At 71.5% G+C, this 14,010-nt stretch carries 14 protein-coding genes; 9 read left to right on the forward strand and 5 right to left on the reverse strand.

From position 1 onward, the window contains the following. Nucleotide 1: 1 nt before the first annotated feature. Together ISG29_RS05335 and ISG29_RS05340 are read right to left on the reverse strand one after the other, a co-directional pair. The gene (locus tag ISG29_RS05335; protein WP_194502368.1) at nt 2–457 is read right to left on the reverse strand and encodes a hypothetical protein; all 456 of its coding nucleotides are present in this window, start codon (nt 455–457) and stop codon (nt 2–4) included. A gap of 112 nt (nt 458–569) precedes the next feature. Continuing rightward, on the reverse strand, nt 570–2,585 hold the full coding sequence (locus tag ISG29_RS05340; RefSeq protein ID WP_194502369.1) for an NADPH-dependent 2,4-dienoyl-CoA reductase: 2,016 nt from the start codon (nt 2,583–2,585) through the stop codon (nt 570–572). A gap of 94 nt (nt 2,586–2,679) precedes the next feature. Between ISG29_RS05340 and ISG29_RS05345 the strand changes: the two genes are divergently transcribed. The 8 genes from ISG29_RS05345 (at nt 2,680) to ISG29_RS05380 (ending at nt 9,947) form a co-directional block, all read left to right on the forward strand. Further along, nucleotides 2,680–3,585, forward strand: a complete 906-nt coding sequence (locus ISG29_RS05345; protein WP_194502370.1) for an ABC transporter substrate-binding protein — start codon at nt 2,680–2,682, stop codon at nt 3,583–3,585. 10 nt (nt 3,586–3,595) lie between these two features. After that, on the forward strand, nt 3,596–4,450 hold the full coding sequence (locus tag ISG29_RS05350) for an amino acid ABC transporter permease (protein WP_328828075.1): 855 nt from the start codon (nt 3,596–3,598) through the stop codon (nt 4,448–4,450). Next, entirely contained in the window at nt 4,447–5,220 is a 774-nt protein-coding gene (locus tag ISG29_RS05355) for an amino acid ABC transporter ATP-binding protein (RefSeq protein ID WP_194502371.1), read from the forward strand. Before ISG29_RS05350 ends, ISG29_RS05355 begins: the two co-directional genes overlap by 4 nt. Before the next feature lie 142 nt (nt 5,221–5,362). Further along, nucleotides 5,363–6,535, forward strand: a complete 1,173-nt coding sequence (locus ISG29_RS05360) for a CaiB/BaiF CoA transferase family protein (RefSeq protein ID WP_194502372.1) — start codon at nt 5,363–5,365, stop codon at nt 6,533–6,535. Next, complete coding sequence (locus ISG29_RS05365) at nt 6,532–7,275, forward strand: glutamine amidotransferase (protein WP_194502373.1); 744 nt, start codon at nt 6,532–6,534, stop codon at nt 7,273–7,275. Before ISG29_RS05360 ends, ISG29_RS05365 begins: the two co-directional genes overlap by 4 nt. Nucleotides 7,276–7,421: 146 nt before the next feature. Next, on the forward strand, nt 7,422–8,864 hold the full coding sequence (locus tag ISG29_RS05370) for a flavin-containing monooxygenase (protein ID WP_194502374.1): 1,443 nt from the start codon (nt 7,422–7,424) through the stop codon (nt 8,862–8,864). Between the two features lie 134 nt (nt 8,865–8,998). Next, nucleotides 8,999–9,193, forward strand: a complete 195-nt coding sequence (locus tag ISG29_RS05375; protein ID WP_194502375.1) for a CsbD family protein — start codon at nt 8,999–9,001, stop codon at nt 9,191–9,193. A 22-nt stretch (nt 9,194–9,215) separates the two neighbouring features. Continuing rightward, entirely contained in the window at nt 9,216–9,947 is a 732-nt protein-coding gene (locus ISG29_RS05380) for a CPBP family intramembrane glutamic endopeptidase (protein WP_328828079.1), read from the forward strand. A gap of 9 nt (nt 9,948–9,956) precedes the next feature. Here the strand turns inward: ISG29_RS05380 and yczE are convergent, their stop codons facing one another. Continuing rightward, the gene (gene yczE / locus ISG29_RS05385) at nt 9,957–10,658 is read right to left on the reverse strand and encodes a membrane protein YczE (protein WP_194502376.1); all 702 of its coding nucleotides are present in this window, start codon (nt 10,656–10,658) and stop codon (nt 9,957–9,959) included. Nucleotides 10,659–10,719: 61 nt separating this feature from the next. Here yczE and yczR point away from each other — a divergent pair, with 61 nt between their 5' ends. Then, nucleotides 10,720–12,234 (forward strand): MocR-like transcription factor YczR, encoded by a 1,515-nt coding sequence (yczR, locus tag ISG29_RS05390; protein WP_194502377.1) that lies wholly within the window; start codon nt 10,720–10,722, stop codon nt 12,232–12,234. 13 nt (nt 12,235–12,247) lie between these two features. On the opposite strand, the gene ISG29_RS05395 is transcribed toward yczR, so the two are convergent. Together ISG29_RS05395 and ISG29_RS05400 are read right to left on the reverse strand one after the other, a co-directional pair. Then, a complete protein-coding gene (locus tag ISG29_RS05395) occupies nt 12,248–12,742 on the reverse strand; it encodes a DUF3291 domain-containing protein (RefSeq protein ID WP_194502378.1) in 495 nt (164 codons plus the stop codon). A gap of 63 nt (nt 12,743–12,805) precedes the next feature. After that, nucleotides 12,806–13,993: an MFS transporter gene (locus ISG29_RS05400; RefSeq protein ID WP_194502379.1), complete on the reverse strand. Its 1,188-nt coding sequence runs from the start codon at nt 13,991–13,993 to the stop codon at nt 12,806–12,808. Between the last annotated feature and the right edge of the window lie 17 nt (nt 13,994–14,010).

Below are 14,010 nucleotides of genomic sequence, written 5' to 3' on the forward strand. Positions count from 1 at the left end.
CTCAGCCCGATTGCTGCGGCGGGTAGTGCCGCTTCATCGTGGGCCCGATCGCCTTCGGGGCACCGCACGCGGAGGCCTTGTCGGAGTCGCAGACGTACAGCACGGCCCGCGCCCACACCATCTTGCGCCGGGGCTTGATGACGCCTTCGCCCGACGTGGCGCCGTCGCACGTGCGCAGCGCCCGGTACTCCTGTAGCTGGTCCACGCCCCGCAGTTTCACCCGGATCGTGGCGACCGCGTACCGGTTGCCCTCGCAGTACGGCCCGCGCAGCTTGCCCTTCCAGGCCAGGTACTTGCTCGTCGAGAACTTCACGCCGCCCTGGAAGTAGCTCGAGCCGGAGGTCACCTTGAAGTCGTACGACGTGGTCTCGGACCGGGCCGGTGAGGCTCCGAGCAGGCTGGGGGCGAGCAGGCCGGCGAGCAACGACGTGAGCAGCCGGGCGACGGTGCGGTTCATGGGGATCTCCTGGCTCGGGGTGCCCCATGACTGCCCCTGGCGCCGTGCGGGTAGACCCCGTCCTGGGCCGTGGGCCGCCCACCCCTCGACGACTCGGGGGCCGCGCCGGCGTTCAGAGCCCAGCGGCCACGCGCGTGCCCTGCTCGATGGCGCGCTTGGCGTCGAGCTCGGCGGCGACGTCGGCGCCGCCGACGAGAGAGGCGGGGTGGCCGGCGGCGACGAGGTCGTCGTACAGCCCGCGCACCGACTCCTGGCCCGCGCACACGACGATGTGGTCGACGCTCAACGAGTGCGAGGTGCCGGCTACCGCGTAGTGCAGCGTGACCGACTCGGAGGTGCCGCTGATGCGGTCGTAGGTCGCGCCCGGCACCTGCGTCACGCCGGCCTGCTTGAGCACCGCCCGGTGCGCCCAGCCCGAGGTCTTGCCGAGTCCGATGCCGATGGGGGTGGTCTTGCGCTGGAGCAGGGTCACCTCCCGCATCGGCGCGCGACGCACCGGCTCGATCAGGCCGCCCGGGTGCTGCGCCGGGTCGCCGACGCCCCAGCGCGCCATCCAGCCCTCGTCGGTCTCGGAGGCGTCGTGGGTGAGCCAGTGCGACACGTCGACGCCGATGCCGCCCGCTCCGATGACGGCCACGCGGCGGCCGGGGACGACGCGGCCGGCGAGCCCGTCGGCGTAGGAGACCACGCGGGGGTCGTCGGCCCCCGGCAGGTCGAGCACTCGCGGCGTCACCCCGGTGCAGACCACGACCTCGTCGAAGCCGGCCAACGCGGCGACGTCCGCGCGGGTCGAGCGGCGGACGTCGACGCCGAGCACCTCCAGGCGCCGGGTGTAGTAGCGCAGCGTCTCGGCGAAGTCCTCCTTGCCGGGCACGGCCATCGCGAGCCGGAACTGGCCACCGAGTTCGGGAGCCGCCTCGAACAGCGTGACCGCGAGCCCGCGCTCGGCGGCCGAGACGGCGGCGGCCAGGCCGGCCGGTCCGGCTCCGACCACCGCCACGGCCTTCTTCGAGCGGGTGGGGGTGAGCACCAGGGTGGTCTCACGGCAGGCGCGCGGGTTGACCAGGCACGAGGCGTGCTTGTTCGCGAACACGTGGTCCAGGCAGGCCTGGTTGCAGGCGATGCAGGTGTTGATCTCGTCGCTGCGGCCCGCGGCGGCCTTGTTCACCAGTTCGGGGTCGGCCAGCAGCGGCCGGGCCATCGACACCAGGTCGGCCTCGCCCGCGGCCAGGATCTCCTCGGCCAGCTCGGGGGTGTTGATGCGGTTCGAGGCGCACACCGGCACCGACACCTCGCGCTTGAGTCGTGCCGTGTGCTGTCGCCACGCACCCGGTGGCACCTGCGTGATGATCGTGGGCACCCGCGCCTCGTGCCAGCCGATGCCGGTGTTGAGCACGCTGACGCCGGCCTCCTCCAGCAGGTGCGCGAGCTCGAGCACCTCCTGCCAGGTCTGACCGCCCTGGACCAGGTCGAGCAGGGAGATGCGGTAGACGAGCGGGAGATCGGACCCGACCAGCTCGCGGGTGCGCCGCACGATTTCGACCGGGAACCGCATCCGCTTCGTCGCGCTGCCGCCCCACGCGTCGGTGCGGTCGTTGGTGCGCGCGGCCAGGAACTGGTTGATGAGGTAGCCCTCGGAGCCCATGACCTCGACCGCGTCGTAGCCCGCCTTCACCGCGAGCGCGGCCGAGCGGGCGAACGCGGACGCCGTGTGGTCGACCTGCTTCGCCGTCATCGCCGACGGCTTGAACGGCGTGATCGGGCTCTTGCGCGCCGACGCCGACTGCGACAGCGGGTGGTAGCCGTAGCGACCGGCGTGCAGCACCTGGAGCGCGATCGCGCCACCGTGCTCGTGTACGGCGTCGGTGATCTGTACGTGCCGGGCCGCGTGGAGCCGGTTGGTCAACTCCGAGGCGAGCGGCTTGAGCCACCCGCGCTTGGTGGGTGCGTAGCCCCCGGTGACGATCAGTCCGACGCCGCCGGCGGCCCGCTCGGCGAAGTACGCGGCGAGCTTGGGGAGATCCCAGGAGAAGTCCTCGAGGCCGGTGTGCATCGATCCCATCACCACGCGGTTGCGCAGGGTGAGGTGGCCGATCGCCAACGGTTCGAGCAGGTGCGGATAGCCCATGAGCGGGGAGCCTACCCGCTTCGTTACTCGTCGGTAACCCGGTCGTGGTGCGGCGGGGGACGCGACCGTGGCCGCACGGTCCTACGATGCCGCCATGCGCCTTCGTCCTCGTCGCGTCGCGGCCGCTCCTGCCGCCGTCCTCACCGCTCTCGCCGTCTGTGCCCTGGCCTCGTGCGCCCCCGCCGACGAGGAGCCCACCGCCAGCGACCCCGGCGCGACGGCGTCCGCCTCGGCCTCGGGTGACCCGGCCGACTGCGTCAGCGACGACATGCTCCAGAAGGCCGGCACCCTCACCGTCGGTACCGACAGCCCCGCCTACGACCCGTGGTTCGTCGACAACGACCCCACCAACGGCAAGGGCTACGAGTCGGCCGTCGCCTACGAGGTCGCCGACCGGCTTGGGTTCTCCAGCGACCAGGTGACCTGGGTCAAGGTGCCCTTCAACACCTCCTATGCCCCGGGCGCGAAAGACTTCGACTTCGACATCAACCAGATCTCGATCACGCCCGCGCGGGCCAAGGTCGTCGACTTCTCCGACGGCTACTACGCCGCCAGTCAGGCCGTCATCGCGCTCAAGGGCAGCAAGGGTGCCGAGGCCGCGTCGCTGGCCGACCTGAAGGACCTGCGCCTGGGTGCGCAGACCGGCACCACGTCGCTCACCGCGATCCGCGACGTGATCGCGCCCGCCACCGAGCCGGCGGTCTTCGAGGACACCAACGCCGCCAAGCAGGCGCTGGTCAACGACCAGGTCGACGCGATCCTGGCCGACCTGCCCACGGCCTTCTACATCTCCGCCGTCGAGATCTCGAAGTCCGTCATCGTCGGGCAGTTCCAGCCCGAGACCGGTGAGCAGGAGGAGTTCGGCATGCTCTTCGCGAAGGGCGACCCGCTCGTTGGCTGCGTGAACGAGGCGCTGGCGGCGATGACCAGCGACGGCACGCTGAAGGCGTTGGAGAAGAAGTGGCTCTCCGACTCCGTGAACGTGCCCGAGCTGCAGTGATCGCGCCCTCGTGAGCGACACGATCTGGACGCCGAGCGACGTCGAGCTCGCCCGGCGCGCCGTCCGGCGTCGTCAGCGCACGGTGTCGCTGGTGATCGCGACCGTGATGACCGCCCTCGTGCTGGGCCTGCTGGGGCTCGTTCTCGTGCTCTCGCCGGGTTGGGAGCGGTTCAGCGAGACGTTCCTCTCCTGGGGCGACGCGCGTGCCTCGTTCGCCGCGATCCGCGACGGCATCTGGCTCAACATCCGGCTGTTCCTGCTCTGCGAGCTGGCGATCCTGCCGCTCGCGTTGCTCATCGCGATCGGGCGGGGCACGCGGTCGCCGTGGCTGGCCCCGCTGCGAGTGGTCGCCGTCGTCTACACCGACGTGGTGCGCGGCATCCCGACGATCCTGCTCGTGGTGATGCTCGGCTTCGGCGTGCCCGCGCTCCAGCTGCAGGGCCTCACCAACGACCGCATCTTCTGGGCCGGGGTAGCGCTGGTGATCTCCTACTCCGCCTATGTGGCCGAGGTGTTCCGGGCCGGCATCGACTCGGTGCACCCCTCCCAGGTGGCGAGCGCGCAGGCGCTCGGGCTCGGGCACGTGCGCACGCTGCGGCACGTGGTGGTGCCGCAGGCGGTGCGGCGCATCGTGCCGCCGCTGCTCAACGACTTCGTCTCCTTGCAGAAGGACACCGCCCTGGTCTCCGCCGTCGGTGTCTTCGACGCCGTGTTCGCCGCGCGCGACTACACCAACTACAACTTCAACTACACCCCGTACCTCGTCGTGGCCGGGTTCTTCGTGCTCATGACGGTGCCGTTGGCCCGACTCACCGACTGGCTCCAGGCGCGCGTGGTGGCTCGCGAGCGGGCGGGGGCCCGATGACAAGCCTTACGAAGGATCCTTCCCAGGAGGTCGAGCTCGCACCGCTGCTGGAGGTGCGCTCACTGCGCAAGGCCTACGGCGACCGCGTCGTGCTCGACGACGTCTCCCTCACGGTCGCGCCGGGCGACGTGGTGTGCCTCATCGGCTCCTCGGGCTCGGGCAAGTCGACCCTGCTGCGCTGCCTGGACCTGCTCGAGACCGTCGACGACGGCCAGATCCTCTTCGAGGGCGACGACATCACCGACCCGCGCGTCGACGCCAAGCGGGTGCGGCGGCGCATGGGCATGGTCTTCCAGGCCTACAACCTCTTCCCGCACCTGACCGTGCTCGAGAACTGCGTGCTCGCACCCCGCCGCGCCCACGGACTCCGGAGCAAGGCTGCTCGCGAGCGGGCGCTGGAACTGCTGGAGCGGTTCGGCTTGGCCGAGCACGCCCACAAGCACCCCGACCGGCTCTCGGGCGGGCAGCAGCAGCGAGCGGCCGTCGTCCGGGCGCTGTGCACCGAGCCCACCTTGCTGATGCTCGACGAGATCACCGCCGCCCTCGACCCCGAGCTCGTCGGCGAGGTGCTCGACATCGTGCGCGACCTCGCCGCCCGCGGCACCACCATGGTGATGGCCACCCACGAGATGGCCTTCGCCCGCGACGTCGCCACCACCGTGTGCTTCCTCGAAGGGGGGCGGATCCTCGAGCAGGCCCCACCCGACGTCATGTTCACCGACCCCGCCCACCCGCGCACCCGCGCCTTCTTGCGGCGGGTGCTCGGGTGAGCGGCGCGGGAGATTTATCGGGGAGCCGATAAACATCCGGGTTCCCCGATGAAGCCTCGTGCGGGAACCCGCAGATTTATCGGGGAGCCGATAAACCTGCCACCCCTCGCACCGTGACAGCGGTGCTGTCAAGATGCCGCCCATGAGCATCGAGCTGGGTCAGAAGACGGGACCCTTGCGGGGCATCAAGGTCGTGGAGATCGCGGGCATCGGGCCGGGTCCGCACGCTTGCATGCTGCTGGCCGACCTGGGGGCCGACGTGATCCGGGTCGAGCGGCCGGGGGGTCAGATGCTGGCAGGGGGCGCGCACAACCTGCTCAACCGGGGCCGGCCGAGTGTGGCGCTGAACCTCAAGGATGCCGCCGCGGTCCGCGTCGTGCTCGATCTCGTCGAGGACGCCGACGTGCTCGTCGAGGGCATGCGCCCGGGCGTCGCCGAGCGGCTGGGTCTCGGGCCCGAGGAATGCCACGCGGTCAACCCGCGCCTGGTCTACGGCCGGATGACCGGCTGGGGCCAGACCGGCCCGTTCGCCACGGCCGCAGGGCACGACATGAACTACATCGCCATCACCGGCACGCTGTTCGGTCTCGGTCAGGATCCGGCCAGGCCGCACTTCCCGAGCAACCTCGTCGGGGACTTCGGCGGTGGCTCGACCTACCTGGTCATGGGCATCCTCGCCGCCCTGTTGGAGGCTCGCACCAGCGGCGAGGGGCAGGTCGTCGACGCCGCCATCGTCGACGGCACCGCCAGCCTCAACGCCATGACGTCGGCGTTCGTCGCCGGCGGCCAGTTCAAGGAGGAGCGGGCGGTGAACCTGCTCGACGGCGGCGCTCCGTTCTACGACATCTACGCCACCTCCGACGGCCGTCACATGAGCGTCGGGTCGCTGGAGCCCCAGTTCTTCGCCGAGCTCGTACGGCTCCTCGGCGTCGAGGGCGCCTGCCCCGGTCAGTTCGAGACCGAACGGTGGCCGGAGATGAAGCGGCTGTTCGCCGATACCTTCGCGGCCAAGACACAGGCGGAGTGGATCGAGGTCTTCGAGGGCACCGACGCCTGCGTCGCCGGCATCGTCACGCTGACCGAGGCACAGCACCACCCGCACATGGCCGCGCGTGAGGTCTTCGTCGAGCGCGACGGCATCGTCCAGCCGAACCCGGCCCCCCGCTTCTCCCGCACCGCCGCGACCCTCACCACGGCCCCGCCCCGGCAGCCGGGCGAGCACACCCGTGACGCGCTCGTCGCCTGGGGCATCGACGACGTCGAGGGGCTGCTCGAGCGCGGCGTCGCCGTCCAGCCCGACGAACCCGCGGAGTGAAGCCGTTCCTCTTCCTCGGCACCCGGGCCGAGGACGTCGCCGCCGACGGCGAGTACGACGCGGTCCTGCGCTTCTCGGGCCTCGACGAAGGTGACCTGCGCCGGGTGCGCCTGGAGTCGGTACCGCTCGCCGACGCCGTCGGCGTGGTCGACACCGACGACTGGTCGGGCATCATCCTCGGCGGCGGACCCTTCAACGTCTCCGACCCGCTCGCCGACAAGTCGGCCGCCCAACTGCGCGTCGAGGGCGAGCTCCGAGCGCTGGTCGAGCAGGTGGTCGCGGCCGACTCGCCGTTCCTCGGCGCCTGCTATGGCATCGGCACGCTCGGGGTACTGGACGGCGGCCGCGTCGACCGCACCTACGCCGAGCCGATCGGCGCGCTCCCGGTGACGCTCACCGCCGCCGGGTGCGACGACCCGCTGCTCGGCGTCCTGCCTGCGACCTTCGAGGCCTTCCTCGGCCACAAGGAGGCCGTGTCGGTGCTGCCTCGCGGCGCGGTGCTGCTGGCGTCGACAGCCACCTGCCCGGTGCATGCCTTCCGCCTGGGTCGCCGCGTCTACGCCACGCAGTTCCACCCCGAACTCGACGTCGACGGGCTCATCACCCGCATCGGCGTCTACCGCGACTACGGCTACTTCGACCCCGCGGACGCCGAGGGGCTGATCGCCGCGGCCCGGGCGGCCGAGGTCCACGCGCCCCCGCGCCTGCTGTCCCGGTTCGTGGAGCTCTTCGCCCGCTGAGGCGCGGTTCGTCAGATTTATCGGGGCGCCGACAAATCGACGGGTTCCCCGATGAAGCAACACCGGGGGACCCGCAGGTTCATCGGCGCCCCGATAAATCTGCCCCCGCCCTTGCTGAATATCTGTCAATAACGTACGGTCTCACCATGGAACAGCTAGAGCACGTCGACGTGCTGGTGATCGGTGCAGGTCTCTCGGGGGTCGGCGCGGCGGCGCAGGTGCGCACGCACCACCCGAGCAAGAGCGTGGCGGTGCTGGAGGCCCGCGAGGCGATGGGCGGCACGTGGGATCTCTTCCGCTACCCCGGCATCCGGTCCGACTCCGACATGTTCACGTTCGGTTTCGCCTGGCGGCCGTGGCCGGGCGACCAGGCACTGGCCGACGGCGCGTCGATCCTCGACTACATCCGCACCGTGGCCGACGAGTACGGCGTCGCCGAGCTGGTGCGCTACGACCACCACGTCATGCGGGCCGAGTGGAGCAGCGAGGACCAGCGCTGGACCGTCACCTACCTCCACGGCGGGGCCGAGCAGCAGCTGACCTGCGGCATCCTCTGGGGCTGCTCGGGCTACTACGACTACGAGACCGGCCACCGCCCCACGTTCCCCGGGGAGGAGACGTTCGCGGGTGACCTCGTGCACCCCCAGTTCTGGCCCGAGGATCTCGACTACACCGGCAAGAAGGTCGTCGTGATCGGCTCGGGCGCGACCGCGATCACCCTCGTACCCGCCATGGCGCCGGACGCCGAGCACGTCACGATGCTCCAGCGCTCGCCGTCATACGTGCTCAACCGCCCGGGGCGCGACCCCCTCGCGCAGAAGCTGGCCCGGCTGCCGGAGAAGGTGCGCTTCCCGATCGTGCGCTGGGCCAACATCTTGGTCACGGTCGGCTCCTACCAGTTCTTCCAGCGCTTCCCCGAGCGCGCCAAGAAGCTGCTCGCCCAGCGCACGACGCAACTGCTGCCCGAGCACGTCGCGGTCGACCCGCACTTCTCGCCCACCTACGACCCCTGGGACCAGCGCCTCTGCTTCGTGCCGAACGCCGACCTGTTCAAGGCGTTCCGGCGCGGCGACGCGAGCGTCGTCACCGACACCATCGAGACGTTCGACGAGACCGGCATCCGGCTCACCTCGGGCGAGCACCTCGACGCCGATGTCATCGTCACCGCGACCGGCCTGAAGCTCAAGCCGTTCGGCGGCATCACGGTCGTCGTCGACGGCGGTGAGGTGAAGCCCAGCGACACCATGGCCTACAAGTCGCTCATGCTCTCCGACGTGCCGAACTTCGTGTACACGATCGGCTACACCAACGCCTCCTGGACCCTCAAGGCCGACCTCGTCTCCGACTTCGTCGTGCGCCTGCTCGGGCATCTCGACAAGACCGGCACCTCCAGCTTCGTCGCCCGCCGCGAGGACGGCGTGGGCGAGCGGCCGTTCATGGACTTCCAGTCCGGCTACGTGCTGCGCGCTCTCGACGAACTGCCCCGGCAGGGCGACCGCGCCCCCTGGCAGCTGAAGCAGAACTATCTCGTCGACCGGCGCACGATCCACCGCGGCAAGCTCGACGACGGCGTGCTCGAGTTCGCCTGAATCGAGCGGATCTCGAGGTCGCCCTCACCCGTCGGTGGGGTCTGATGCCTCACATCCGCGAGGGTGAGTGGGCGGCCCCGAGCCGCTGGTGTACTGGAGAGGCAAGACACCCACTCGATCCGACGGAGGACATCATGGGTATCGGAGACAAGATCTCGAACAAGGCCGAGGATCTCAAGGGTCGCGGCAAGGAGTCCGCGGGCGCGGCCACGGGCGACGAAGAGCTGAAGAACGAGGGCAAGGCCGATCAGGCCTCGGCCTCCATCAAGGACGGCGTCGAGAAGGTCAAGGACGCCGCCAAGGACATCAAGGACGGCCTCACCAAGTAGCGCCGACCCTGCGGCGACGCCCGTGAGCGAGCCCCGAAGCCGGACGACGACCCAGCCGCTGGCGCACCAGGTGCGCCGGGCGCTGTGGGACAAAGTGCCCCGCGACCACCGTGAGGCTCCCGCTGTCCTGCGGCGTCGGCAATGGGTCGTCGTCGGTTTCGTGCTCGCGGGCGCCGTCACGCTCGGCTTCGGTCTGCGGACCGCGCCGGGCAGCCGGGCGTTCTACGCCCTGACACTGGTCGTCGCCGGCATCTGGGTCGTCGGGGCGTTCGCGTCCGGTCCACTGCACCTGGGGCGCATCCACTGGCGCGAGGATCTGCGGCGCCCGACCTTCACGCCCTTCGTCGTGGGCATCGCCATGGTGCTGCTGTTCGTGGGCGGGGGCTTCCTCGTCAGATCCATTCCGTTCCTCGACCCGCTGACGCACCAGATCCAAGACGTGCTCGGCTACACCGCTTCCTCGCCGTTGTGGGCGCTGGCCCTCATCACCGCGATCAACGGGGCCGCCGAGGAGCTTTTCTTTCGCGGCGCCGCCTACGCCGCGATCCCGTGGCACCCGGTCTCGTGGACGACACTCGCCTACGTCGTCGCCACCCTGGCCACCGGCAACGTGATGCTCACCTTCGCCGCCGTGCTGCTCGGCTTCGTCGTCGGCCTCGAGCGCCGCGCGTCGGGCGGCATCCAGGCCCCGATCATCACCCATCTCACGTGGTCGCTGTCGATGCTCGTCGTGCTGCCCTGGATCTTCCTCTAGACAGATGCGCTACGGCATGGCTCCTGACCTCCGGCTCGGCGTGAGCCGTGACTGCCGACGGGCGCCTGAGGTCGCGGCCGCGCTCGCACCCCGGTCGAACCACGGCAGGGTCAGCTGCACCAGCGGCCCGATCGCGAGGGCGTAGACGACGGTGCCGACGCCGAGGCTGCCGCCCAGGGCCACGCCGAGGAGGAGCACTGCGAGTTCGATCGCCGTCCGCACCGGGCGGAGCGCTCGACCCGTGCGGCGGGCGATGCCCGTCATCACCCCGTCACGCGCCCCGCGACCGAACGCGGCGCCGATGTAGAGCCCGGTGGCCACGCCGTTGAGCACGACGCCGCCGACCATGAGCACGATCTCGACCGCCGGCGACGACACCGCGGGCAGCACGACCAGCGACAGGTCGACGAACACGCCCACGAGCACGGCGTTGAGCAGCGTGCCGAGGCCCGGCTTCTCCCCGAGCCACGGCCACACGGCGACCAGCAGGAGCACGCTGACCGCGATCACCGACCCGCCCAGGCTCAGCGGCGCGTGGCGTGCGATGCCGGTGTCGAGAACGGCCCAGGGAGCCACGCCCATCCCCCCGCGCACCATGAGCGCGAGTGACCATCCGTACAACGCGAGCCCGAGCAGCAGCTGGACCAGTCGCGCGGGCAGCGCTCCCGCGCGCAGCTGGGTGAACGGACCGGCATCCTGCAGCGTGCTCATGGCACGAGTCTTCTGCACGAGTGGCTTGGTCTGACAGAGCCACTTGTGATGTGCTGGCTTGGTGAGCGCACCGCCCGAGGTCTCGGCGTCGCGCGTGGCCTCGTGGCTGCGAGGCAGCCTGGACGACGCCACGGGTCCGGCCTACACGATCCTCGCCCACGGCCTGCGAGACCTGGTGAGCGACGGCCGGCTGCCGGTCGGCACGCGGTTGCCCTCGGAGCGGGCGTTGACCGCCGTGCTGCCCCTCGGGCGCAGCACGGTGACCCGCGCCTACGACCTGCTGCGCGAGCAGGGGTACGCCACGTCCTCGCGTGGCTCCGGCACGCGGGCGAGCCTGCCTCTCTCGCGCTCCGCGCGCACCGACCACATGCTGGTGCCGCAAGGCGACGGGCGGGTGGGCGAGCTCGCGGACGACGGTGCCCCGGTGGTCGCGGACTGCACCAACCTCACCGTGCCGGGCCCACCCGGTGCGATGGCCGCCTACCAGCAGGCGCTCGAGCAACTGCCCGCCTTCCTCGCCGGTCACGGCTACTACCCCAGCGGCGTGCCCGCGCTGCGCGAGCGGCTGGCCCAGCGATACGCCGACCGCGGCGTCCCGACCTCGCCCGACCAGATCCTGGTGGTCAACGGAGGGCTGGCCGGGCTCGCGGTCACGGCCTCGGCGCTCGCGGCGCCGCGTGACCGCGTGCTCATCGAGACGCCGAGCTACCCCAACGCCATCGCCCTCTGGCACCGGCACCGGGTGCGCCTGGGTACGACGCCCGTCGACGCGAGCGAGGGCTGGGACGTCCCCGGCCTGGAACGGACCCTGCTGGCCGCGGCCGGCGCGCGGGGCGGCGGCGCCGCGCGAGTGGCCTACCTCATCCCGGACTTCCACAACCCGACGGGGAGCCTCATGGCCGACGCGGACCGGGAGCGGGTCGCCGCTGCGCTGCGGCGCGCCGGCACGGTGGCCGTGGTCGACGAGTCCCTGGTCGACGTGACCATGCTCGACGCCGGCGGCAAGCCCGTGGCGATGCCGGCCCCGTTCGCCGCGCACGACGATCGCACCGTGAGCATCGGCTCGGCGAGCAAGGCCTTCTGGGCCGGGCTGCGGCTGGGCTGGTTGCGCGCGCCGCGCGACCTCGTGGCATCGCTGGTCGACGCCCGCCTGACCCTCGATCTCGCCTCGGCTCCCCTGGAGCAGCTGGTGCTCATGGCGATGCTGGAGCGCGAGGAGGAGATGCGCGCCATCCGGAGCGTGGAGCTCACCGCCTCGCGGGACGCGCTCGTCGCAGCCCTGGCGCGGCACCTGCCGGGGTGGAGGTGCGTCCCGCCGTCCGGTGGACTCGCCTTGTGGTGCGAGCTGCCCGAGCCGTGCGCCACCCGGTTCGTCCGGGCCGCCGAGAGCCACGGCGTCCTGCTGCCGCCTGGTCCGCGCTTCGCTCCGGGGGGCGGCCACGAGCGGTTCGTGCGGCTGCCGTTCGCCCGACCGCCCCACGTGCTCGAGGCCATCGCCCGCCGGCTCGCCGCCGCGTGGGAGGAGCGGGACGCCGAGCACGCGCGCGCCGCCCCGGGGCTGCCGCCGCTGGGGTGAGTGGTCCGGGTGCTCAGGCCGGGCAGACGTCGCGATCGGCGCCCGGGACGGCGGTGCCTGCCCCCGGCTCGAAGCGGGTGCGGAAGGTAAACGCCCAGGGTGTGGGCCCCTGCTCGCGCAGGTGCGCCAGCCGTTCGAGGGCCTCGGCGCTGGTCGGCCGGTGGCCGCGCGGCACCCACCACAGCACGGTGACGACCTCGCCGAGGTGCTCGAACCACTCGCGGCGCCGGCGCAGGAAGTCGACGTGGTGGCTGCGGTAGACGTAGTCGGCCAGCGACTCGTGGGACTCCCAGGTGGAGAAGTTGACCAGCATCTCGTCGTCGCCGACGAAGGGGCGCTCGGCCATCGCGTTGCCGTCGTCGGTCTGGAAGCGCCAGCAGAAGCCGGGCGCGGCGTCGGCCAGCGCGTTGATCTCGTCGAGCGCGTTCACGAAGTCGGCGACGACCGGTGAGTCCTGCGGGGCGAGCAGGCGTCCGACGTTGAGCTGGGCGAGATCGTGTCTCCGCACGGTCGCCACCCTATCGACCAGGCCGCCGAGCGGCCGGATCCCGCGGCACGGAGCGCCTCGAGCTCACCAGCCGCGGCGCGCGAACAGTGCCCAGCTGCCGAGCGCGACCACCCCGACGCCGACGCCGAGGCCGCACACCAGGTTCCAGCCCCCGTGGGCGTAGGCGGCACCCGACGCCACCGAGCCGAGCACGGCTCCGGTGAAGAACGCCACCATGTAGGCGGTGGTGATCCGACCGCGCTGAGCCGGGTCGAGCTGGTAGATGCGGCCCTGGTTGGTGATCTGGGTGCCCTGCACCCCGAAGTCGAAGACGAGGATCCCCACGATGACCAGGACCAGCACGTGGGCGCCCGCCCAGAGCAGCCCCCAACCCAGCAGCACGCACAGCACGGCGATCGTCGTGGCGCGGGCGCTGTGACCCTTGTCGGCGAAGCGCCCGACGACGGGAGCACCCATCGCCCCGGCCACCCCGGCCAGGCCGAACAGTCCGATGACCAGCTCGGAGTACCCGTAGTCACGAGCCAAGAGGAAGGTCAGCGAGGTCCACATCGCCGAGAACGAGAACATCGAGAGCGCCCCCAGCCACATGCGAGCCCGGAGCGCGGGCTCGCGTCGCACGAGCCCGGCGATCGACGCGAGCAGCGCACCGTAGGAGTGGTGCTGCTTGGTCTCGGAGTCCGCAGGCAGGGCGGTGCGCGTGAGCACCACCAAGGCGACACCGAGCGCCGCGGCGACCGCGAACACCAGTCGCCAGGAGCCGATCTCGGCCAGCGCCCCGGACGCCGTCCGGGCCAGCAGGATGCCGAGGAGCAGGCCACCCATCACGCTGCCGGTGACCCCGGCTCGGCGCGAGGGGTGTGCCAGCGCGGCGCCGAAGGGAACGGCGACCATCGCGGCCGAGGCGGTGAGCCCGATCGCCACCATCGCGACCAGCAGTAGTGCGAACGCGGGCGCGGCGGCCGTCAGCCCGAGCACCACGGCCGAGGCCGACATGAGCACCGTGATCATGCGTCGCCGGTCGACGACGTCACCCAGGGGCACCACCAGGGCCAGGCCCAACACGTAGCCCGCCTGGGTACCGGTGACCAGCAGGCTGGCCCGCCCGGTGCCGATGTCGAACGCGTCGGCGATCTCGGCCAGCAGCGGCTGCACGTAGTAGAGGCTGGCGACAGCCAGCCCCGAAGTCAGCGCCAGCAGGGCGACGTGCAGCCGGGTCAGCTCGTCAGCGGGGGGTGCGGCAGAGGCAGACACGTCGGCGGTGGTCACGT

This window comes from Nocardioides acrostichi, assembly GCF_015319165.1.
Classification (GTDB): domain Bacteria; phylum Actinomycetota; class Actinomycetes; order Propionibacteriales; family Nocardioidaceae; genus Nocardioides; species Nocardioides acrostichi.